This window comes from Dyadobacter sediminis, from assembly GCF_005860765.1.
Taxonomy (GTDB): domain Bacteria; phylum Bacteroidota; class Bacteroidia; order Cytophagales; family Spirosomataceae; genus Dyadobacter; species Dyadobacter sediminis.
In genome coordinates this window covers 24,970-48,741 of the sequence record NZ_VCEI01000001.1, presented here as the reverse complement: position 1 = coordinate 48,741, position 23,772 = coordinate 24,970, and the positions used below count along the sequence as shown (strand labels likewise).

The 23,772-nt window shown below is 43.8% G+C and carries 18 protein-coding genes; 7 read left to right on the top strand and 11 right to left on the bottom strand.

Annotated features, from left to right (window positions below; translation table 11 throughout):
* The coding region (locus FEM55_RS25085) for a hypothetical protein (protein ID WP_212748275.1) at window positions 1–183 on the top strand (183 nt) is incomplete at its 5' end.
* A gap of 171 nt (window positions 184–354) precedes the next feature.
* On the opposite strand, the gene FEM55_RS00180 is transcribed toward FEM55_RS25085, so the two are convergent.
* Entirely contained in the window at window positions 355–705 is a 351-nt protein-coding gene (locus FEM55_RS00180) for a hypothetical protein (protein WP_374756462.1), read from the bottom strand.
* A 216-nt stretch (window positions 706–921) separates the two neighbouring features.
* Here FEM55_RS00180 and FEM55_RS00175 point away from each other — a divergent pair, with 216 nt between their 5' ends.
* Window positions 922–3,213 (top strand): ATP-dependent helicase, encoded by a 2,292-nt coding sequence (locus tag FEM55_RS00175; RefSeq protein WP_138279310.1) that lies wholly within the window; start codon window positions 922–924, stop codon window positions 3,211–3,213.
* A gap of 110 nt (window positions 3,214–3,323) precedes the next feature.
* Window positions 3,324–4,820: a DUF4301 family protein gene (locus FEM55_RS00170; protein WP_138279309.1), complete on the top strand. Its 1,497-nt coding sequence runs from the start codon at window positions 3,324–3,326 to the stop codon at window positions 4,818–4,820.
* A gap of 109 nt (window positions 4,821–4,929) precedes the next feature.
* On the opposite strand, the gene FEM55_RS00165 is transcribed toward FEM55_RS00170, so the two are convergent.
* Together FEM55_RS00165 and FEM55_RS00160 are read right to left on the bottom strand one after the other, a co-directional pair.
* Entirely contained in the window at window positions 4,930–5,403 is a 474-nt protein-coding gene (locus FEM55_RS00165; RefSeq protein WP_138279308.1) for an Lrp/AsnC family transcriptional regulator, read from the bottom strand.
* Between the two features lie 186 nt (window positions 5,404–5,589).
* Entirely contained in the window at window positions 5,590–6,531 is a 942-nt protein-coding gene (locus FEM55_RS00160; protein ID WP_138279307.1) for a GDP-L-fucose synthase family protein, read from the bottom strand.
* Window positions 6,532–6,625: 94 nt separating this feature from the next.
* On the opposite strand from FEM55_RS00160, the gene FEM55_RS00155 reads away from it, so the two are divergent.
* Window positions 6,626–7,642 carry a toxin-antitoxin system YwqK family antitoxin gene (locus FEM55_RS00155; protein ID WP_138279306.1) on the top strand — a complete coding sequence of 339 codons (1,017 nt, stop codon included), beginning with the start codon at window positions 6,626–6,628 and terminating at the stop codon, window positions 7,640–7,642.
* Between the two features lie 88 nt (window positions 7,643–7,730).
* Here FEM55_RS00155 and FEM55_RS00150 read toward each other — a convergent pair whose 3' ends face one another.
* Complete coding sequence (locus FEM55_RS00150; protein ID WP_138279305.1) at window positions 7,731–9,005, bottom strand: D-alanyl-D-alanine carboxypeptidase/D-alanyl-D-alanine-endopeptidase; 1,275 nt, start codon at window positions 9,003–9,005, stop codon at window positions 7,731–7,733.
* A gap of 283 nt (window positions 9,006–9,288) precedes the next feature.
* Between FEM55_RS00150 and FEM55_RS00145 the strand changes: the two genes are divergently transcribed.
* The 3 genes from FEM55_RS00145 (at window position 9,289) to FEM55_RS00135 (ending at window position 15,011) form a co-directional block, all read left to right on the top strand.
* On the top strand, window positions 9,289–11,208 hold the full coding sequence (locus FEM55_RS00145) for a RecQ family ATP-dependent DNA helicase (RefSeq protein ID WP_138279304.1): 1,920 nt from the start codon (window positions 9,289–9,291) through the stop codon (window positions 11,206–11,208).
* A gap of 71 nt (window positions 11,209–11,279) precedes the next feature.
* The gene (locus tag FEM55_RS00140) at window positions 11,280–12,638 is read left to right on the top strand and encodes a DUF5723 family protein (protein ID WP_138279303.1); all 1,359 of its coding nucleotides are present in this window, start codon (window positions 11,280–11,282) and stop codon (window positions 12,636–12,638) included.
* Window positions 12,639–12,674: 36 nt separating this feature from the next.
* The gene (locus FEM55_RS00135; RefSeq protein ID WP_229209026.1) at window positions 12,675–15,011 is read left to right on the top strand and encodes a CehA/McbA family metallohydrolase; all 2,337 of its coding nucleotides are present in this window, start codon (window positions 12,675–12,677) and stop codon (window positions 15,009–15,011) included.
* Window positions 15,012–15,037: 26 nt separating this feature from the next.
* Here FEM55_RS00135 and FEM55_RS00130 read toward each other — a convergent pair whose 3' ends face one another.
* From FEM55_RS00130 to FEM55_RS00100, 7 genes are all read right to left on the bottom strand, one after another.
* Window positions 15,038–15,352 carry a DUF6787 family protein gene (locus FEM55_RS00130; RefSeq protein WP_138279302.1) on the bottom strand — a complete coding sequence of 105 codons (315 nt, stop codon included), beginning with the start codon at window positions 15,350–15,352 and terminating at the stop codon, window positions 15,038–15,040.
* Between the two features lie 8 nt (window positions 15,353–15,360).
* On the bottom strand, window positions 15,361–16,092 hold the full coding sequence (locus tag FEM55_RS00125) for an RluA family pseudouridine synthase (RefSeq protein ID WP_138279301.1): 732 nt from the start codon (window positions 16,090–16,092) through the stop codon (window positions 15,361–15,363).
* Between the two features lie 27 nt (window positions 16,093–16,119).
* On the bottom strand, window positions 16,120–16,938 hold the full coding sequence (gene panB, locus FEM55_RS00120) for a 3-methyl-2-oxobutanoate hydroxymethyltransferase (RefSeq protein WP_138279300.1): 819 nt from the start codon (window positions 16,936–16,938) through the stop codon (window positions 16,120–16,122).
* Window positions 16,939–17,099: 161 nt separating this feature from the next.
* Window positions 17,100–18,440, bottom strand: coding sequence for a murein hydrolase activator EnvC family protein (locus FEM55_RS00115; RefSeq protein ID WP_138279299.1), 1,341 nt, complete (start codon window positions 18,438–18,440; stop codon window positions 17,100–17,102).
* Window positions 18,441–18,532: 92 nt separating this feature from the next.
* Entirely contained in the window at window positions 18,533–19,381 is an 849-nt protein-coding gene (lolB1, locus tag FEM55_RS00110) for a lipoprotein insertase outer membrane protein LolB1 (protein ID WP_138279298.1), read from the bottom strand.
* On the bottom strand, window positions 19,371–21,122 hold the full coding sequence (locus FEM55_RS00105; RefSeq protein WP_229209025.1) for a tetratricopeptide repeat protein: 1,752 nt from the start codon (window positions 21,120–21,122) through the stop codon (window positions 19,371–19,373). The genes lolB1 and FEM55_RS00105 overlap by 11 nt, the downstream gene beginning before the upstream one ends.
* Before the next feature lie 187 nt (window positions 21,123–21,309).
* Window positions 21,310–23,739: a TonB-dependent receptor plug domain-containing protein gene (locus FEM55_RS00100; protein WP_138279296.1), complete on the bottom strand. Its 2,430-nt coding sequence runs from the start codon at window positions 23,737–23,739 to the stop codon at window positions 21,310–21,312.
* Window positions 23,740–23,772 lie beyond the last annotated feature (33 nt).

The following is a 23,772-nucleotide window of genomic DNA, read 5'->3' as shown; positions in this document are numbered from 1 at the left end:
CTGCTGTCAAATCCAATCCATAACAGATCTTCCCTAACAGCGCCGAATTCTCCTAAACAAATCTCCTTGTTTTGCTCTCTTCATCATGTCAAAGAACTTGGCCCTGATTGCCTCAGAACTGATGGCCCTGCCGCTCGCAAGACCCGTTATTTCCCGATTGGGAGTGCAAAAGTGCAACTTTAACCTTTTATACGCAAGTGCAAAACCAAAATATTGCTGAACTTTTTTAAAGATATTTCCTAACCCGTTGATAATCACATTTATCGAAAGGTAAAGTTTTCAGAAAAACTTTCAAAAACCTCACAGATGCTTCCCAAAGACCTTCCAAATACCAGCTTTGAGCCGATCCGTTCTTTATAGACGAAAGTATTCCAGCACATGCATCTTCAACAGGTTTTCCTGCTTTAGGATGTCTCCAACAGGCAAGGCACGGTTTAAACGATAATGCGGCCAGCCGTCACTGTCGGTATACTCCAAAACGTAGTAGGAAGACAAGCTTAAAACTTTACATATGCCTATATGCATCAGATCTTGTTTTTGCTCTTTTGTAAAGCGCTTTGCTCCCTGGCCAAGTTCCTGAACGCCGATCAGGAACAATACGCCATTTAAATCAGCCGGCCTTTTACCGATCATCGTTTCCAGTTTATCCAGTAAATGATTCCACTGAACTTCCAATGGCTGATCTTCAATATCTATGTCGTCCATGTCTGCTCTACTTAATTATATACTTGATTTGCAATTTTCCTGAAAGAGTGAACAGAAACACAACATGAATGATTTGGTTTTAACCTTTAAAGTTTTTTCTGCGTTCTTCATTTTAAAATATTTTTCCAGCTGCTTAGATCTTTATATCCGATTATATAATATATTGAAAGAAGGCTTTTAATGCTTTTTCCTAACTTTGGCTTTTGCTGTAATAAGATGAATCAATTAGAAAAGCATACAATTTTGAATCATAACGATTATTTGTCAACTCTGAATGACCCTCAGCGGGAAGCGGTATTGCATGGAGAGGGTCCTTTGATGATTATTGCAGGAGCAGGCTCCGGAAAAACCAGGGTACTGACTTACCGCATTGCCCATTTAATTGAAAATGGAGTTGACCCGTTCCGGATTCTATCGCTGACTTTTACCAATAAGGCATCCGGCGAAATGCGCCATCGTATCGAAGGTGCCGTCGGTACGGAAGCACGCAATATCTGGATGGGTACTTTTCACTCTGTATTTGCCAAAATATTACGAATTGAAGCCAGATATCTGGGGTATACAAGTGATTTTTCAATTTATGATACCGATGATTCCAAGTCATTGTTAAGAAGTATTATCAAGGAATATAACCTGGATGACAAGACTTACAAGGCAAATGTAGTTTTTAACAGAATATCGGGAGCAAAAAACCGGCTTGTATCTGCAGACGATTACATCAACAATCCAGCTATTCAGGCGGATGACGAAGCTGCCAAAATGAAAGAAATCGGCAGGCTGTACAAGACGTATGCAACGCGCTGTTTCCAGGCCAATGCAATGGACTTTGATGATCTGTTATTTAATACCAATGTCCTTTTCCGCGATTTTCCTGATGTGTTGTATAAGTATCAGCACAAGTTCCAGCATGTCATGGTGGACGAGTTTCAGGATACCAACGTTTCGCAATATCTGATTACACGCAAACTTTCTGCTGTTCACCGCAACATCTGCGTCGTTGGCGACGATGCACAGAGTATTTATGCGTTCCGAGGAGCCAATATCGAGAATATCCTGAACTTTGAAAAGGATTTTCCGGATGTAAGGACGATCAAGCTGGAACAGAATTACCGGTCTACGGGCACCATTGTAAATGCAGCTAATTCTGTCATTGCACGAAATAAATCGCAGCTTAAAAAAGAAACCTTTACAGCAAACGAGGAAGGATCTCTGATTGATGTGCTTAAAGCAGGTTCCGATAATGAAGAAGGCCGGCTGGTTGCTACGGCAATCTTTGAAGAAAAAATGCAGAAAGCGCTGCGGAACGAGAACTTTGCCATTCTTTACCGTACCAATGCGCAGTCACGTTCCTTTGAAGAAGCTTTGCGCAAGCTGGGGATCAAGTACCGGATTATTGGCGGACAGTCATTTTATCAGCGAAAAGAAATCAAGGATCTGCTTGCTTACCTTCGGTTTACAGTTAATCAGAGAGACGAGGAAGCTTTCAAACGCATTATAAATCTTCCGAAAAGAGGAATCGGTGACTCAACGGTAGCTAAAATAGCCGTTGCCGCTTCCGAAAATGACCTTCCGATCTGGGACGTTGTGGCAAACATCGGAAATTATGCAAGCGGACGTACCATTACGCCAATTGATCAGTTTGCAACTTTAATCAAGAGTTTCAAGATTCTGGTGGAAGAAGGAAAAGATGCCTACGAAGTTGCCGCGCACATTGCAAAAGCTTCGGGCATTTTGCGTGAACTGTATGAAGATAAAACAGTAGAAGGTTTGTCGCGCTATGAAAACGTGCAGGAATTGCTGAACGGTATCAAAGAATTTGTTGATAATCCCGAAAGTGAAGACAAAACTTTAAGTGCTTTTCTGCAATCCGTTTCCTTGTTGACAAACGCCGACGAGCCGGATGACAACAATGACAATGACCGCGTTACGATGATGACCATTCACTCTGCAAAAGGGCTTGAATTCCGCAATGTGTTCATTGTCGGCCTGGAAGAAGATTTATTTCCAAGCCAGATGATGCTGGAAAGCAGGCAGGATCTGGAAGAAGAAAGAAGATTATTTTATGTCGCCATTACGCGTGCTGAAAAAAGGCTTTCATTTTCGTATGCCGAAAGCCGCTATCAGTGGGGACGTTTGAAAATGTGTGAACCGAGCCGCTTTTTACTGGAAGTTGATCCTAAATTTCTTAATGCTTCCAGGATTCTGCATGGCCCTGAAAGAGACAGTTCCCAGCCGGCTGCTTCCTCTGCCCGGAACCTGGTTCAGCGTAAATCCACAGAATACAAACCTGTTTCCAATGTAGCGCCGCATATTCCGTCCGAAGGGTTTGTGCCAACCGATACTTTTGACCTTGCAGAAGGTGACAAAGTGGAACACTTGAAATTCGGTTTCGGGGAAGTTACAAAAATAGAAGTAAACGGCTCTGATCGGAAAGCCACGGTTAAATTCGATCTGGTTGGAGAAAAAACCTTGCTGTTGAGCTTTGCCAAACTTCGTATACTTAAATAAATTTATTATAATGATTATAGCAGGTACTTACACCGCTTATTATTAATAATATTCATACAAATGCAGTTCAAATAAATTACTCTAAAACTTCACTGATAAAATTATAATTTATGTTTGTTGAAAAAGATATATTACAAATACAAGAACGCGGAAGTGACATAGCAACTGTGGAAGAACAAGTTCGCTATTTTATCGATGGCTTTCCGTTTCTTCAGCTTTCAAAAGCTGCAACAGTCGGTGACGGAATTATTCGTCTTACTGACGATCAGATTACAGAAGTGATCAGTGAATTTGACAAAAGTGCTGCCGAAGGTGAAATTGCTTTATTGAAATTTGTGCCGGCTTCGGGTGCTGCAACCCGCATGTTCAAATCCTTGTTCGGGTTCCTTCAGGAAGGAAAAAAAGATAAATCGGTCGAGGAGTTTTTTGCAAAACTTCCTGATTTCGCGTTTTATGAAGATCTGAAAACAAGTATGGCTTCGGACAATTTCAACATTGAAACAGCCGACGAAAATACAATCGTTTCCTATTTCCTGACGAATAAAGGATTGGGTTACGGTGAACTGCCGAAAGGATTGCTGAAATTCCATAACTACGAAGACCGTTCCCGCACTCCGCTGGAAGAGCATTTGGTGGAAGGCGCAAAATATGCCAACGCAGGCGGCAACGTGCAGATCCATTTTACCGTATCTCCGGAACACCGCGACAAGTTCGAAAAACTGGTCGTGGAGGTGCTTCCTACTTATCAGAGTGAATTCGGAGTGAGATACATTGTTTCTTTTTCCGAGCAGAAAAGTTCAACGGATACGATTGCTGTAAATCTGGACAACACGCCTTTCCGGGAAAAAGATGAAAGTTTGCTTTTCCGTCCGGCAGGCCACGGCGCACTTCTTGAAAATCTCGGACAACTGGATGCCGATATTATTTTTATCAAAAACATCGACAATGTAGTTCCTGACCGCATTAAGGAAGAAACCATTACTTACAAAAAAGCACTGGCCGGAATTGTTCTGAAATATCAGAAGCAGATTTTCGGATACTTGAGAAAGCTGAACGAAGAAAGTGATGCTGCGTTACTAAGCGAACTGGATTCATTTTTCAGAAATGAATTGTGTGTTGTTCCGCCCGCCGGATTTGATAGCTGGAATGACGAAAAGAAAAAAGAATATTTTGTTCAGAAGCTGGACAGGCCTTTGCGTGCATGCGGAATGGTGAAAAATCAGGGAGAACCTGGCGGCGGACCGTTCTGGGCAGAAAATGCGGACGGATCTTCTTCTTTGCAAATCGTGGAATCTGCTCAGGTGGATGTGGATGACGAGGCGCAAAACAGTATTTTCAAGAATTCGACGCATTTTAATCCTGTCGATCTGGTTTGTGCAGTGAAAAACAGCAAAGGAGAATTGTTTGATCTGAAAAAATTCAGAGATCCCTTAACCGGCTTTATTACCGGAAAATCAAAGGACGGAAAAGAGCTGAAAGCACAGGAATTGCCGGGTTTGTGGAATGGCGCCATGGCCGACTGGAACACGCTTTTTGTTGAAGTTCCGCTGATTACGTTTAACCCTGTAAAAACCGTTAACGATCTTTTGCGCGAACAGCATCAGTAATAGTCAGCTGAGGAGAAATCTGAACTTGACGATCAAAACCGCTTGAAATAACAAAAAAGGCGCAGAAATCAGTTTCTGCGCCTTTTCTATGAAATAATTGAATGAGAAATCAAGGAATAGGCAGTACTTTGCTTTCCTTGAAAGTAGACAAAATAACCATAGTCTGCGTACTTGCTACTTCTTCAATTTCATTGATTTTTTCAAGCATCAGCTTCTGATAAGTACTTATATCTTTAGAAATGACCCTTAGCAGAAAATCCCCGGTACCGGTTATGTGGTGACATTCAACAACTTCCGGAATTGCATGTATTTTTTCAACAAAAGATTCAGTAACCGCTTTTCTGTGTCCGACCAAGGAGATCTGTACAAAAGTGCTGACGCCCAATCCTACCTTTTCAGGTTCAAGCTGAGCATGATAACTCTTGATGATTCCGGATTGCTCGAGTTTCTTTACACGTTCCAGTGTGGGTGCAGGAGAAAGTCCTATTTCCTTGGATAATTGTGCATTTGTTATTTTTGCGTTCGTTTGTAAGATTTCCAGTACTTTACGGTCGATCTGGTCTAACTTAATTATGGCCGACATTTCTCTATGACTAAGGTTTCGTATAGCGCCTCTTTTAAGACGATGCAAAACTAATTAGTTTCCCCGAAGAATCTTATAATTATATACTGAAATTTGTCAAAAAAAAAGAATTATCGTAGGCAAAAAGTCAATTTAGTTTGGAAATATTAGGCTTGCGTATCTTGTAATGCATTAACTTCAATCAGCTTACGAAGCATATGTTTCAATTTTCTGCAAAAAATCCTGGTACGTCATTCTTATGCCTTCTTGCAGTTCTGTGCGATGTTTCCAGCCAAGACTGTGCAATTTGCTTACGTCCATCAGCTTTCTCGGAGTGCCATCCGGCTTGTCCGTATTCCAGCGGATTTCACCTTCATATCCTGTTACATTCATGATCAGTTCGGCCAGAGATTTTATTGTTACATCGGAGCCTACGCCAATGTTCAGGAATTCCGGTTCATTGTAATTCTGCATCAGAAAGTAACATGCATCCGCAAGGTCATCTGCATGAAGAAACTCCCTTAAAGGCGAACCTGTACCCCACAACTCGACAAAAGGTCTGTTTTCTTCCCTGGCCGTATGGAATTTCCGGATCATCGCTGGCAATACGTGAGAGTTGTTAAGGTCATAATTATCGTTCGGGCCGTAAAGGTTGGTTGGCATCACAGAAATAAAGTTGCAGCCGTACTGCGAACGGTATGCTTCACACATTTTGATACCCGCAATTTTGGCAATGGCGTAAGGTTCATTGGTCGGTTCCAGCAATCCGGTCAGAAGCGATTCTTCACGCAGCGGTTGCGGGGCCAGTTTCGGATAAATGCAGCTTGATCCCAGAAACATCAGTTTTTTTGCATCTGTTCGGTAAGCGCTGTCAATTACATTGTTCTGAATCAGTAAATTGTCATTCAAAAATTCGGCACGGTAAATGTTGTTGGCCATAATTCCGCCTACCTTTGCGGCTGCCAGGAAAATATATTCCGGACATTCTTTTTCAAAAAATTCTCTTACCGCATTTTGATTCCTCAGATCCAGTTCGGAAGAAGTTTTTAAAACAAAGTTTTCATAGCCTTCTTTTATCAATTTTCGATGAATAGCAGAGCCAACCATTCCCCGGTGTCCGGCAATATAAATTTTAGCACTTTTTTCCACTGTGTTTTTTTAAATTTGTGTGTTGAAAATCAATATAGAAAAAACCTGTTCGTTACAAAAGTAATCATCTTGCTTTGAAGAAAAACTTATACACATGCAAAGAGTAACTTCGATCTGCTGTTTTTTTCTCCTTTATCTGATTAAAAGCGCTTCTGCACAATCAGAACAAAAAGAAACTGCACCGCCGCCTTCATGGCTGCCAAAGGAAACTGTCAAGAAAGATACAGCCAGCCGCTCCAAGGACCTCAAATCATTTATCAGCGGTCTTGATCCGGTGATGGGTTCGTCTGTGCCGGGCGCCAATGGAAAATCAACAAGCCTTTCAACGCTCTTCGGAGAAACCATTCCTGATCTTGGCTTACGGGTAAAGGAATACAAAAGCCAGAAGAAGGACAGGAAGTCAAGAAAAGAAAAAGCCAAACTGGCCAAAGTTCAGTACGAAGGAATTCCGATGCAAAGCATGTCTGTGAAATACGGCAGCGGCGACCGGGCGACGGTGGAATACTTTCATGTTCTGAAAGAATACAAGCCGATCAACCCTTACATCCGTACAACAGAAACACGTTGGTATGATAAAAAAGGCAAAAAATTAAGCTCGGCAGTCATCAAGGAAAAAGAACAGGCTCTTCCGCTTCACGGATCGTATAAGAAATACACGGGCGAAAACCTGATGGAAGAAGGCTATTATTACATGGGTGCAAAGGACGGCCGCTGGGTTAAATACGATGCAAAATACAATCTTGTTGACAAAGTAGTCTGGAACAGAGGATTTCCTGCCGAGTCACGCATTGCATATTATGATTCTGCTCATACGCAGATTATGGAAGTGGTTCCCGTTGTATTCGGTAAAGTAGAAGGAGAATATATGAAATTCTACAAAGAAGGCCAACTTATGCTGAACGGCAAGTACGATAATGGGCAAAAAGTAGGCCGCTGGGTTGAATATTACCAGTTCCGTCGTCAGCGCAAAAAAGAAATCCAGTATCCGAAAACAGCCTGGGAAGAAGAATTTGAGCCATTTGTTTTAAGAGAATGGGACGATAAAGGCAAACTTCTTTACGATTACACCAAAGATCCTCGTGCTTCGGTAGAGGAAGAGATTGAAAACTGACAGTCTCGAAAGAATTTTCATTACACACACTTAATTGGCATGATCACTTTATCTGCCGATCCTAAGAATCAAATAAAATAAAGCACAGTTAGAACTTCTCATTCAATCCTGTCAGGATACGTTCTGCTTCTTTCCGGATATCGCCCGTTGGCCGCACAAAATTGTTGTTCATAAAACTGAATGCAAGTACCTTTCCTTTTCTGGTCACAAGGTATCCGCTGAGATTATAAATGTTGCTCAGACTTCCCGTTTTGGCAAAAACAAACGGTTTTTCACCCTTGAACAAATTGCTTAATGTGCCCGTTTTCCCACCTTGCGGCAGTATGGAAAATAATCTCTCCTGCGGAACTTTTGTATAAATTTTTTGCAGTAAAGCCACGATTGTTCTCGGCGTAAACAGATTATACCGGCTGAGCCCCGAGCCGTCTTTCCATACTGGACGGTCCGGCAAGTCGTCCATATGATGTTCCATGGCATAGGCAATGGCTTTTTCTGTGTTCAATGGCAGGCCATTTTCCGAAGCATAAAGCAGCATAAGCTGTTCCGCAAGCATGTTGTCGCTCGTCTGCATCATTCGGGCATAAAGAGAATCGGACGGAATACTGTATACTTTTTGTAATTCCACATCCAGCGGAATATTGATCAGCTTGATTTCCCTTTTTAATGTATCGCTTAAAAGCTGTGCAGTCAAGTCATCCGACATATGAACGGGAACATCCTGAATCAGTCCTTCCGGAACAACAAGCCGGGAATGACGGAACAAATTCTGGAATTCATCTCTTTCAATGCCCGAAACGGTGCTGTCAAAAACCATAGACTTGTTCCAGATGCCCGGACTTACCTGAAATTGCTGTGAAGCCTGACCTTTAAACCTTGCAATGTTTCCATAAACAGGCATCGGAGAAACTTCCGGCTGATAATAATCATTGTAATCGCTCCAAGCCCAGCCCGGCCCGAAGCGCTTGTTTTCAAAGTTGAAAGGAGTCAGAAAAATCGGATCTTTCCTGTTCTTTAAAAAATCAAAAACCTTGCTGTGAGGCAAATCGGGATGCAATAAAGAAGGATCGCCTGTTCCCCGGATGATCAGTAACTCGCCCCACTCCAGGTATTCCAGTCCGGGAACAGAATCTCCAAGCGCGCACAATCCGGCGTAAAAGCTAAACAGTTTCGTATTGGAAGCAGGTGTAAAGTACTTGTCATCCTGATAAGAAGCAATGTCTTTTTTGCCGTTAACTTCCCGAATGGAAATTCCCGTATGCTGCTGGGTAAATACTGTTGAGTTTTTCAGCTCACGTTTCATATAATGCGAAACAGAACAGCCGGATAATGCCAGAATACTCATGAAGAAAAAAAGCGTACGCATGGAAATACGTTAGGATTAAGACCGTTAAAGGTACTATTTTGCAAATTTAAATCGACTTTTACATTAAGTCATCAAAGTAAATTGATGGTGTGAAGAAAACTGTATTTTGTCCTTTTTATTTCCGGTTTATGCAAGTTTATCTTTTGGTAATTTGTGATTTTATTCATTTTGAAATGAAATCTGGGTGGTTTGACACAAGCCGGCAAGCACAATTTCTTTACTTAACAAACATTATCCTATTACTTTGCACATCAACAGGCACACTGCAATTGTTAAAAATCTGATGACTGATCTTCATTCCGTTCTGAACCAATATTGGGGTTACGATTCGTTCCGGCCCTTTCAGGAAGAAGCCATCCGGACGGTCCTCAACGGAATGGATACGCTTGTTTTGCTTCCGACGGGCGGCGGCAAATCAGTTTGTTTTCAGGTGCCTGTCATGGTTTCTGACGGCATTTGCATTGTCGTTACGCCGCTTATTGCATTGATGAAAGATCAGGTGGAACAGCTCAAAAAACGGGGCATTCCGGCTGCGTCCATTCATTCCGGCATGAGCAAAAATGAAATTGACTTTACGCTGGATAACTGTATTCACGGAAATACCAAATTTCTGTACGTATCCCCGGAAAGGTTACGGACTGAAATTATGATTGAACGCGTCAAAAAGATGAAAATCTGTCTTCTGGCCGTAGATGAAGCGCATTGTATTTCTGCGTGGGGTTATGATTTCAGGCCGTCCTATCTTCTGATTGCTGATTTCCGAAAGCTGATTTCCGGCGTTCCCGTCATGGCACTTACCGCAACGGCTACCGAAGAAGTCCGGGCGGATATTCTGAACAAGCTGCAGATGCGCCATGCAAGGGTGTTCAAACAGTCTTTTGCAAGGGCAAACCTCTCCTACTCTGCTTTTCTGGAGGAAAGTAAAGAAAGAAAATTATTTCAGATTTTAAAAAATGTTGCAGGATCGGCAATCGTATACGTAAAAACGCGCAAGCAAACCAAAGAGCTTGCGGACTGGCTTAACCGGCAAGGAATCAGTGCTTATGGTTATCATGCCGGATTGCCGCTGCGCGAACGTTCCGACAGACAATCCGCCTGGATCAAAAATCGGGTCCGGACGGTTGTGGCTACCAATGCTTTTGGAATGGGAATTGACAAACCGGACGTCCGGGCAGTCATCCATTTTGACTTGCCGGATAATCTGGAAGCGTATTATCAGGAAGCAGGCCGTGCCGGACGCGACGAAAAGAAAGCGTATGCCGTTGCGCTGTTCAATAAAATTGATCTGGAAGAACTTTCCGCAGGCATAAACAGAAAATATCCTTCTGCCGAAATCCTGAAAAGAGTTTATCAGGCGCTTGCCAATTATTACAAAATTCCGACGGGCGGAGGCGAATTTGCAGGTTTTAGTTTTGACATTCAGGAATTTACAGGAACATTCGGACTGCCTGTCAATGAAACGCATTATGCTTTGAAATTGCTTGAAGAAGAAGGATTTATACAACTGAGCGAGAATTTTAATGATTTGTCCAAAATCCATTTTCTTATTGATAACCGTCAGCTTTATGACTTTCAGATTCGTTATCAGGAACTGGATTCATTTATCAAAACAATGCTCAGGCTGTACGGAGGAGAACTTTTTACAGAGTATGTCCGCATTTCGGAAAGTGAACTTGCACAGATTTATTTTGCTCCGGAAACAGAAATAATCAGGAAATTGAAATTCCTGCAAGAACGCGACATCATTGATTACGAACCCAGACGGGACAAGCCGCAGCTTACATTCCTGACGCCCAGGTATGAAGCTGCTTTACTGCCGCTGAACGTTTTTGAGATAGAAAAGAAACGGAACAGAGATCTGAAAAAAGCCTATGCAGTAGTACGTTACGCTTCACATACCAAAATTTGCAGAACCTTGCTGCTGCTTGAATATTTCAACGAATTTGATGCGCAGGAATGCGGTGTATGCGACATATGCATTCAGAACAGGAAAAATGAACCGACAAATGAAGCCGGACTTGAACAGGCTCTGATCCGGTTTTTAAATCAGAACGGACCAATCGGCCCGCGCGATTTGTTGAAAGCATTTGAAAGGATTTCAGAAAACAGTTTTACACACACTATAAAGCAACTGATCGAAGATGAAATTGTACAATATGATTCACTCGGAAAGCTTGCTTTGACTAACAAAACACAACCTTGAAAAAAGTTATTATTTTTTGCGCTTTTTTATTTTTGAACTTACGGAGTGCCTATACGCAAGGGGTTTCAAGTATGCAAACCAGCAATTACGGAGGGCTTTACCGTGCAACTTACAACCCTTCCATTACAGGCGGATCAAAGCAAAAGTGGCAAATAAATATTGGAACCGCAGGCGGCAGCATCAATTACAGATACTTTGTTTTCCTCGGTAAAAACTCCTTGCTATACCCTCTTCTGGTACCGCATTCAACAAAGGAATTATACGGCCGTTCCAGAACAATGGGATCATTGATTCAACGCGATCCGGTTTATCTTGCAAGCGAAATCCGCTGGCCGTCAGCAATGATTTCCTTGGGAAAATATCACGGATTGGCATTTCAGCTGAGAACAAGAGGATATTTTTACGGAAAAAATATTCCCGATGCCGTTCAGAATCTTTATTTCAAAAGACTTGATACCGAAAGTACGCCTGTAACTGCAAACCAGTCTTGGGGAAATTTCAGTCTTGTACAGCAGAGTTTTTCGGAAGCAGGTGTATCGTACGGTGCGCAACTGCTGGATTTGCATACGCATAAACTGCGTGTGGGCATTACCGGCAAACGCATTTTTGGAGCACGGATTGCATACATGGATGCGTCCGCGGATCACTTTGGCGTTCGACAGGCAATCGGAAATGTGAAGTCTAGTGAACTGGTCTTATCAGATTTCAGGTATGAAAGCGGTTACAGTGCTCCGGTACAGAAAATGCACTTTAAAAACTTGTTCGATTCAGGTCATTACGGTTCCGGCTGGGCATATGATCTCGGGGTTTCCTATGAACTGGGCGCATATTGGAGCAGGAAAAAAGAAGAATTTGATGAAAGTCCCGAGTATCTGCTTCGTTTAGGCGCGTCTCTGACGGACGTAGGCTTCATCCAGTATAAGACGTCACAAAGCAGGATTATATCCGGAGTGCAAACCGAAGCTGTCATCGGGCAAAATGAACTGGAAACAATCAGTGACTTTGGGCCGGAAGGTTTTATGAATCTTTTTCCGGCTAAAACAGATACCATTTTCAGAAAAAATGTCCAACTTCCGCAAGCTGTTCACCTGGAAGCAGATATACAGCTTGTAAAGGGATTTTTCCTGAATCTGGAACAAACCCGAAGATACAGAAGCCGTACTGAAAGGCCATTGGATATATTCCGGCCAAACTCATTTACAATTACGCCGCGTTTTGAAGATGAAGATTCCGATTTTGCTTTTCCAATCTCCTTTGTACAAGGAAACAAACGGCCTTCTCTGGGTGCTTTTGGGCATTTCGGGCCTCTGTTTCTGGGGTTCAGTAATGTAAATGGATTGTTTAAAAAACGGGGTGCAAAAGGAAGTATGCTGTACATCGGCTTTACAGCGTGGAAAATGAACAGGAAAGATGCAAAAAGTAAAAGGTAGGCAGTAAACTGTAAGCTGTAAAACGTGAAAAGTAAAATGAAAAAGATAGTTATGCTTTGCTTGATTAACTTGTTTTTACCGGGCGTTTTGCTTGCGCAGCATCAGCATCATGAATCTGCTTTTTCTGCAGGAACAGGCATTGAGCCACAGCCGTTGCTGGCTCAGGCATTGCGTTTGCAGGAAGCACTGACTTTTTCGGGATCTTCTTTGTCTTTGGAAGATGCAAAACGTTTGAGGATTTTAAGCGACAAGCCGCTGAATGAAGAAACCGTAACGGGCATTCAGGAAATTCTGGATCCATACTGTTTGAATGTAGTCCATATCAATCCGGAAGGACGTGTAAAAGTGGAAAGAGGCCCGGCAAAAGCATTGCTGGTTCAAAACGGATGGACTAGTTTTCTGGTCAAGGTTCATAATGAAGCCGGCATTACTGCAAAACTTGAAGCCGCAAGTCCGAATGCCGCCAGGCCGTTTCATTCTCCGTCTTTTGAACCAGTTATCAAGAAAGAACACGAACTTTCGCCCGGACAGGTTGCCAATCGTTTTGTAGAAATTCAAATGTATGCCAACCGGCCTTTACAGCCGGAACTGACGGGCTTGAAACTGGAATATGCCATTGTTCAGATTTACTCGAAAGATGCCGGAAAGCGGGAAATTGAAATTGGCTATAATGCTGGTCAAGGTTCGCAGGATCTTGGTTTTCGTAATTCCACGCATATTTTGTTTGATGTAAAACCTTCGGTAAAAGTAAAGTTCCATATCAAAGATGACGATGGAACGCCTGCCATGGCGTCATTTCTGATTACAGACGGTCAGGAACATGCTTCGGGAAAGTTTACCGGCGTTTATCCGCTTCCATCGCGTCGCGTCGCTGCATTTGACGCATATCCCGACTTCTTTTTTCAGCCTCAGATTTATCGCAAAGATGGCGAGCATGTGTTGCTTGCACCTGGAAAATACACGATTTCATATACACGCGGACCTGAATACATCAGGCAGACCAAAGAAATTGTTATACCCGGTCATGCAGAATCCATGGATATTTCCTTTCAGCTGAAACGCTGGATTAAAATGGCGGAACTGGGCTGGTACAGCGCAGATCATCATGTTCATGCAGCCGGATGCAGCCATTACGATAGTCCGACCGAAGGCGTTGATCCGAAAGATATTTGGCGGCAGGCATTGGGCGAAGATCTCAATATTGCTGCAAATCTGGCCTGGGGACCAAGCTGGTATCATCAGAAAAGCTTTTTTACAGGCAAAGACGATCCGTTGTCTGATCAGAAAAATATCATGCGCAACGATGTGGAAGTTTCCGGTTTTCCGTCGTCTCATGCCGGGCACATTGTGCTTTTGCGCGTAAAAGAAGATGATTATCCTGGAACGAAGCTTATTGAACAATGGCCAAGCTGGACGGCTCCGGTTTTGACCTGGGCCAAATCACAAGGTGCTGTTGTTGGATATGCGCATTCTGGCTGGGGCTTGGAGCCTGTGCAGTCTACGGATAAACTGCCCAATTACATGGTTCCGAAAATGGACGGAATCGGCGCAAATGAATACATTGTAACGGTAACACAAAATCTGGTCGATTTCTACAGTGCAGGCGATACGCCGGCTCCGTGGGAACTCAATATGTATTACCATACGCTTAATTGCGGCTTTAAGACCCGACTAAGCGGGGAAACAGATTTTCCATGCATTACAGATGCGCGCGTAGGGCAGGCAAGAAGCTACTTCAAACCGGCTGCAACAAACAGCGCACTGAACTACGATGATTTTGTGGAGTCACTTAAAAAGGGCAGGAATTACGTTTCAGATGGCCGGTCGCATATCATGGATTTTGCCGTGAACGGAAGAGAAGCAGGCATTGAAGAAAGTGAATTATCGGTCAAAGAAGGACAAAATGTGCATGTTACAGCAAAGATAGCAGCGTACCTTCCGGCGGAACAGGACAAAACAGGAGAAAAAACAGCCCAGACGCCGCTTACTAAAATGCCATACTGGGATATTGAAAGGGCTCGAATAGCCAAAACAAGAAAAGTCCGCGTTGAACTTGTTGTGAATGGCGAACCGGTGGACAAAGCCGAAGTGGAAGCGAACGGCAGCGTTACGGATGTTCGATTTTCTTATAAAATAGACAAGTCAAGCTGGATGGCGCTGCGGATTTATCCGAGTTCACATTCCAATCCTGTATTTGTAAAGGTAAACAACAAGCCTGTTCAGGATAAAAAAAGTGCAGAATGGTGTTTGTCGGCATTGAATCAATGCTGGAAAATGAAAGAACCCAATATTCGCGCCGAGGAAAAAAAGGCCGCCGAAGCTGCTTATGAAAGTGCCCGAAAAGTGTACAGGAATATGATAGACAGCAGGTAAAGTTGCTGTTCAGCATGCGAAGGAAGTTAAATCCGGCTGCTTTTCCGTCTGAACAGGCTTCCGATGCGACTGAACATTCTTTTTTCAAACGCCCAGAAGAAATCAAATTTTCGCCATATCCAGCCCCAGAACAGCAATATAACCTGATACAACGGAAGTACAATCAATATGTTAACTGCCCAGCGAACCCATGCAGGAGACTGTTTTGTAAGACCGATTAATTCAAAAATCCAGCGTTTGGCGTATAAAACGGAAAAACCCGTACAGGCAAAAACGCACAGAATGATCAGGACGTCCCAGCCATTTTTTACATTCCAGCGCTGTTTGAGTTTTTCGATCATCCCGGTTTTTATTCGTAAAGAAAGCCGAGGTGTTCAGGCTTGATTTCTTCTGTATCGAGCGACAAAAATTCTTCCCAGAAAGGATCGTTCGGAAGCCCGGCTTTGCATATAATCGGTTCTTTTTTTACAGGATGTTCAAAATAAAGCCTTCTTGCATGAAGATTGATATTTTCGTCCGGATTGCCTTTTGGATAGCCGTACTTTACATCGCCTCTGATCGGGCAGTTCATGGATGCAAGCTGAACCCGTATCTGATGCGGACGGCCTGTAACGGGTGTTACTTCCAGCAAGTGAAACTTGTTTATTTCCCCGAGCCAGCGATAGGAGAGTTCTGCACGCTGCGTTCCCGGCGCTTCATAATCATATGCCGTGGTCACGTTTTTGGACTCATTTTTGGATAGCCAGTGCACCAGTTTTCCTTTCTTTTCAGCCGGTTTGTTCTTAACAATCGCCCAATACGTTTTCTGGACATCGCGCTTTCTGAATATCTCGTTCATGCGTTCCAGTGCCTTCGATGTACGTGCAAACACCACCAGTCCGCTCACCGGTCTGTCAAGACGGTGAACCGTGCCCAAAAAGACAGCACCGGGTTTATTGTAGGTTTCCTTGATATAGTCTTTTACCATATCGAGCAGGCATTTATCGCCTGTTACATCACCCTGAACCAGAATTCCCGGCTGTTTATTTACTATAATCAGGTGATTGTCTTCGTATATAACTTGGAAAGGCTTTTTATTCATATTGTCTGGTAAATACTTTTAAAAAGGTCAATAAGACTCTTTTTCATTCGGAAATGATTTGGCTTTCACATCCTTGATATAATTTGAAATGGCATCGGTCATAACACCGTTCAGATCCGCATAGCGCCGCAGAAAACGAGGCTTGAATTCTTTATTGATACCCAGTAAATCGTGCAGAACAAGAATCTGGCCATCTGCATGCGGCCCGGCCCCGATCCCAACGGTCGGAATCTGGATACTTTCGGAAACCTGCTTGGTTAATGAAGAAGGAATTTTTTCAAGAACAACAGAGAAACAGCCTACTTCTTCCAGCATGCGGGCATCTTCCAGTAATTTCTGCGCTTCCGCTTCCTGCTTTGCCCTCACGGTATAAGTTCCGAATTTGTAAATCGACTGAGGCGTAAGTCCCAGATGACCCATAACCGGAACGCCCGCACTCAGAATTCTTGTAATGGAATCCCGGATTTCAAGGCCGCCTTCCAGCTTTACAGCATGAGCGCCGGATTCTTTCATAATCCTGATGGCAGAATTAAGCGCTTCGCGCGAATTGCCCTGATACGAACCGAAAGGCAGATCCACAACAACCAAAGCCCTTTTAACCGCTCTTACCACAGAAGCAGCATGATAAATCATCTGATCTATTGTAATGGGCAGTGTCGTTTCATGCCCCGCCATTACGTTGGATGCAGAATCACCGACAAGTATCAGCTCCACACCAGCGGCATCCACAATTCCGGCCATAGAATAATCATAGGCGGTAAGGCAGGATATTTTTTCACCGCGGGTTTTCATTTCCTGTATGACATGAGTAGTTACACGCTTGATATCAGGAGTATGTATGGACATAATTTACAGGATTTGTAAGTAAATATTTTCAGGAACCGGCAACCGGCTGTCGCTTGTAGCAATAAATGAGCAAGGATGATAACTTCACAGCAAAGTCCGGCTTTCAGCCATGTAACAACTTACCCGGCCCGATCATTCCTTTTCAAACCGACAATCTGGTTTTACCTTCTGATGAGCCAGTTTTCAGGATTCAGTCGTGATGTATTTTTCCAGATCTGGAACTGCAGTTCCGAGGTGCCGTCGCTATCCGTTGCAACTCTGCCGATGTTTTCTCTCGCTTTTACTTTCTGTCCGGCTCTTACCGTAACGCCGTTCATTTTTGCATAAATAGTCATGTAATTTCCATGCTGGATCGCCACTACATTTCCCATTCCCGGCATCTCCGTTACATCCAGTACTACGCCGTCGTATACGGAACGCACCGGCTCTCCGGCGGAAGTCTGAATATCCACGCCAAGGTTATCCACCATAACGCCTTTTAAAATAGCATGCGGACGCTGGCCGAAATGTCCCGAAACAAAGCCTTTTACAGGCCATGGCAAGCGTGATTGGGAAGCTGTAAAGGAAGAGGCCAGCGTAGTTTCTTCTTCGCTCATACCGCTTGAAATGACCGGTTCTTCTTCCACTTTCGGCTCTACTTTGACGGCAGCTTCTCCTTTTCTCTCTCTTTCTGCATTTTCACGTGCAATTCGTTCCCTTTCTGCACGTCGTCTTGCTTCGCGTTCTTCTCTTTCTCTGCGTTCTCTTTCCAGACGTTCGCGGCGTTCTCTTTCTGCAATCCGGCGGATATTGGCTTCCAGCAAATCGGTCGCTCTTTTGTTCTCGGCAATCTGTTTCCTCAGCTCGACTTCCTTTTGCGAAAGCACCTGAATCACTTCATTCTGCTTTACTTTAAGTCCTTCCAGCTTTGTATTTTCACTTACCCGTGTGTCCAGAACATTTTTTTGCTGGTTTTTCTTAACCGTAATCCGCTTGCGTTCAACCGCAAGCTTGTCTTGCAGAATTTCTATTTCCTTTACTTGTCCCTGCCTTGCTTCCGTATATTGTTTCAGGTATTTATACCGCAGTACAAACTGATTGAAGGTCCCGGCAGAAAACAAAAAGACCAGCTGATTGAAATATACATTCCGTTTGGATGCTTCATAAATCATATGGCCGTACTCGACTTTCAGTTTGGCAAGATCGTTATCCAGCACCTGGCGTTTTTTTTCAAGTACTTTCAATTCGCCGTTCAGAAGTTCAAGATCATCGGAAAGCAGGTCAATCTGCTTTTTATACGTATTAATTTGCTGGTTTAAGGCTTTCAGCTGGCCAAGGTTAACGTTTTTCTGAGAAGACGTCTGCTTTAAAATATTCTGTATTTCCCTGATCTTGCTCTGGTTTTCACTCTTTTCACGTTCCAGCTGTTCGCGCGTTTTCTGCGCAAATACCGCAGTATGCGTGCAAAAAGTGAATGTCAGTAATAAAAATAAAGCACGAAAAAAGATTTTTTGAAAGGGCATACGATTAATTCTTGCGGCCAGATACCTTAAAAAGCAGGCAAAGTTAAGCAGACTTGGGGTTTTTGCCCTATGATTTCAAGGACATTGTGAATTTACCTTTTACGCTTGTAACCCGACGGAACACTGAACGGGAAACCGGGACTTTCACGGACAAGATCCACTTTACTGTGCCTGATGCGCATGTCGGTCTGATTTACCTGCTGGTCTTTCTGCGACTTTACATTAAGATTGATGATACTCGTAAATGGAAAAAGAAATCCCTGTACTTCCCTGAAATCTTCATAATCCAGTATAAAAGTGTTCTGCGTCGGTACTTCAGTTGCTTTGAGCCGTGATAATTTCAGGTTGTTTTCTCCGATAAAGTTGTCAACTTCAAGCCTTTCCACCATTTGTTTCAGAACGTAAAAATCATTCTGTTTGACAAACGGCGCATCCGCAGGCTGGGGAAAAGGCATATTTCCGATGATAACGGACTGAAGAAGTGCAAAATTGAGATTGAAATTATATTGCTTGCTCAGCTGCTCGTAACTGAACACAAAGTAATCTTTATGAAACTTGTCCATAAAAATAATGGAGTCTGGCGTAATCAATCCGCGGGCCACTTCAAAACCGACGCCGGTTACCGAAATCCAGATAACGCTGTCTTTTTTGATACGAATATTCACGTTCGTATTGTCGAAATCCTGGGTTTTGCTTTTGAAAGAGAATTTGGATTTTGCTACGAGATAATCAAACTGGATTTCATTGACCTTAACCGCTGCATTTGTTTCTGCAGAGTCTATGGCTGCTACTGAAGAATCCGGGTTTGCCGGTAACGAATCAACCGCAACGGAATCCGTAGCGACTATTTGAATGACACTTGTTGAAGAACGTTGTTTGTGACACGATGTAAGCCATAGAAAACCAATTGCTACAAACCAGATCGAGATTTTATTGCTCATGTAATGCACCAGTTGCTATTTTTTTATCAAGAAGTTCCGTTGTTTCTCCCATTCTTTTGGCCTTTTTCCATTGTGCAACCGCATTGTCGCGCTCTCCAAGCTTGAAGAGGACGTCGCCGTAATGTTCCACAATCGTTCCGCTGACGCTGTTGCTGTCCAGCATGGCCTTTTCAAGAAATTCCTTTGCCTTCTTGTATTCTTTCCGGATATACAAAACCCACGCATGCGTATCGAGGTATGTCGGGTTATTCTGATGCTGCTGCACAAGCTTTTCGGACATTTTAAGTGCAAGATCAAGTTTTTCCCGACGGAGCGACAGAAAATAACTGTAATTGTTCAGCACATGATCGTCGTCCGGATTGCCTTTCAGCGCAAGTTCATACGCTGCATCCGACTTCGCATGTTCGCCGAGTCCGTTGTAGGCATCGCCAAGCTGCGCATTGATATACGGGATCATTTCGGGTTTGTCGCTGATCAGTCTCAGGCTTTCTTCCAGCGAAGAAATAGCCTCTTTGTACTGCTTTTTAATCAGGTGCGCTGTTCCGTTTGAGTACCAGAACATACCCTGATTTGGAAATACTTCCAGTGCTTTTTCCGAGTGTACAAGCATGCTGTCAACCTGATTAAGGTCGCCGTCCAGCTGTAAAATAGCGCCCCATACCGCAAAGTCAGATGCATCCGCATAGGCTGCTTTCAGATACATTTCTCGGGCCTCTGCTTTTTTATCCTGACGCGCCAGCAAATCACCATAAATGACATGCGCACGCGGTTCATTGGGATGCGTTTCCGAAAGCTGTCTGATCAGCGTGACGGCTTCGCCCAGCTCGGCCGGTGTTTTCAGCATTTTGAGATAACCGCTCAGAACCCTGATTTTAGGATCCGCATCCAGATTTGGATTGGCAAATACAAGTTTCAGTTCCTGATTGCATTTCTGTACATCGCCGTTCCTTCTGTAAATATCGGCCAGCAGTACATGCGCCTGCGCTTCGTCGGGGTTAATTTTAAGTGCTTCTTCCAGCGGGGCAACTGCTTCAACAATCCGGTCATTGGCAATCAGCATTTCGGCAAGTTCCACTCTGTAACTCACTTCCGCCGGCTCGGATGCAATCAGTTTTTTACCTTCGGCCAGTGCTTTTTCAAGGTTGTTCTGTCTCAGATAAAGCTGTTGTTTCTGTCGGGTGATTTCTTCTGTTATCCCGAGTGTTTTTTCAAGAATATTGTACGTGTCAATGGCTTTGTCAAACTGGTCATTGAACACGTAAATGGCGGCAAGTTCAATTCCGTACTGGATATTGGAAGGGTTTTTGGAAAGGAGTGTTTCGTAAATGCCGGCTGCTTCGCTGTACTTTCTGCGTTTGGCATACAATTCGGCCAGCTGCTGCGCATAATAAATATTTTCCTTGTTCAGGTCGTACGCTTTTTTTGATGCGGTAATCGCTTCATCAAACTTTTCCATTTTGACCAGCGCCGTAGCCATCAGGTAATGGCCCGCAGCATCGTTACCGTTCGCCTGAACCAGCTTTTCAAATACAGGAAGCGCGCGGTCCGGTTCATCTTTCATCATGAACTTCATTCCTTCTGCGGCGAGCGATTCCTCTGTCAGGCGAAAATCGGTATTTTCAGCTTTCTGAGGTTCTTTGTCACGGTCTTTCCCGCGGCGCTGCGCATTTGCCGGCCAGGAAATTCCCAGATTTGCAAACACACAAAAGAAAAGGATCCATTTTATATATTCAGTCCTCATATTTGAATCTAATGCCATCAGATCGTAGACGTGACCGGCTGTTTCGGTGTATATGCCAAAGTTATCAAATTTTGTCTGTATGATTTACCCAAAGCATCGTACAAATAAAATTAGTAACGTGCAAAATGGAAGATTCTTGTCTGAAAATCAGCATATACGAAAAGTTTTCAGCACTTTCTGCAAATCCTTACTGCACGGCATAGCCTGCATTTGCCGCGCCCTGTATTCCGGAAGGACTCAGTGCCTCCACACGCACATCGACGCTGGTTGCAGCATCCGTATTGTAATACCGGAATTTTACTTTTCCGCTTTTATCTGTTTTCAGCATAGGTGCCCAGTGAATGGTAGAGCGGAAATCGGGTAGGGCATTATCCGGCATTTTAACGGCATAGGCAGGTGCATAAAATTCTTTTGGTACGTTAAAACCTGCGATTTTTGAAACCAGTACGCCGGGAACGATGTCCTGCGAATAATCGTAGCTGGCATTGCCTCTTTTGGTAAGGACCGAAATAACGCCATTGCCGCCGCGACTGCCGAAAATAGCCGCAGAAGCGCCTTTCAGAACATCAATGGATTCTACATCGAACACATTCAGATTCGTGATCATGGCTTTATCGACCGGCATGCCGTCCAGCACAAAAAGCGGTTCGCCTCTGTTTCCGCGGATAAACACGGACGCGTTCATGCCCGAGCCGCTCACCTGAACGCCTGCAACCCGGCCCGCCAGCATATCCAGCACACTCATGTTTCCCGAAGCCAGCTGAGGCGTTATTTTCAGCGTTGCATCCGCTGTGTTGTACAGTTTCCTTGAATCTCGAGGCACTTCTTTTTTAGCTTTGATTGTCACTTCTTTCAATAATCTTTCCCGGTTTTCCCTGATTTTTCTCGTCAGCTCCTGTTCTTCTCCGGCTCTTTTCAGGAAATCCTTAAATTTCTGAGCTTCCACGGTTACGGGGTAAAAAGGTACTTGCAGGAGTGTCATTCTGGGCGGATCAAAAGGGTTAAGAACAAAGGAAAGATTCTGGTTTCCTTTTTTGTTCATGCCCTGAAGACGAATCTGAAGCGAATCTGCAAATACAAGGTTATAGATGGCAAATTTACCGTTTTCATTGGTTTCAGCACTCAGGAAATTACTCAGGCTGTCGTTGCTCAGAAAAAGCGACAGCATGATTTTACTGTTCACCGGTTTGTCATTGCGCAGTACTTCGCCTGTCAGCGTAATGCCTTGTTCCAGAAAACGGCCGGGTGCTTCCAGCGAATCGCGCAGCACATCTTCCCATCGGAACCTGCTCCATCCCTGCGTCATCATGAGATAATCCGCATGGATTTTGCGCTGTTTTTTCTCAAGGTCAAAATAATAGCCGGGCTGCTCGATAAACCCTTTGAGGTCGGATGATAAAAGCAGGTAAGAAACAATATTGGCATCATAGGGCTGCTGTTTGATTTGTCCGGCATCCGTTACGGCAACCGAAAGGTTTGCTTCTGCCGGCTTGCCTGCAGAGTCGGTTGCAACAATTTCTATTTCGGTTTGTTCTCTCGGTGCAAAAGCTGTTTTGGACAAATTGACTTTCAGGTTCAGACTTCTCTGATGATTGATAAAAACCAGTCTTTCGCAAACCGGCTTGTTCTGATCATCAAAAAGGGTCAGGTGCGTAATTCCGTCCGGCAGTTCTGCTGTGGGAAGGCTCATAGTCAAACCTTTATCTGAAATCACGCCTCTTGCAGCAAATGAAATGATTCCTCTGGAATGGCCGACAATATGCACCGGAATGTCTTTCTTTTCAGGCGTTTTACAATAAGCAATGATCCTCATTTTCAAAGGATTAGACAAATTATCCACCAGCAATGTAAAGCCGTTTTCCTGTACTTCCGGAAAGTTGAACCGGGTTGCTTTTCCGTCTTTTGTCCTGATAAAAGCCGTGTAGTTTTCGCCGGATTTGGGTTCAAACTGAAATCGGCCCATTCCAAGATATTCGCTGTTAAAAGAAGAAACGGTATCGTTGTTCCGGTTCAGTATAAAGCCTTTTACATCCGTTCCCAGCCCGTTTCCGTTCACGGCCTTGAAGGCAACGCGTGTGTTGATGCCCGCTACAAGTTGGCCGCTTTCAGGAAAAAACTGGACGTTGGTGAGATCGGAAGGAGCATTGGCGGTACTACTTTCTGTATCAAAAAGGTGAATGCTTTTCTGGAAGAAAAAAACGTCTGAAAAATTACGCATCCAGTTTGTATAAGCACGGATTGTATAAGCGCCGGCGGGCAAGGAATCCAGTGTAATTTCACCATGCCCGATTCCTCCGCTCATCTGAACGCGGCGCAAGGCCACGTTTTTACCTGTCTGCTGTTCAATGAAATCTACATACAAAAGATTGCTTGCGCTGTCGGGAAGGTGCATGGAACCGTCCACAAGATACCCTTTAAACCATAAAGTATCACCGGTTACATAGTACGGTTTGTCTGTATGCAAATAGGCTTTTTCATACGGAAACTGATGCCGGTAAAGCTGCAATTTTGAAGTAATCTGTCTGGTGAAATCTTCGTCCGCCCATTTCAAAGCCATCAAAGCCATAAGAAGAGCAGCAACGAGCATACTTTTCTGCAGATATTTGGTCAAATGCATAGTTCCTGTTTACATACGTTTAATGCAATTTAT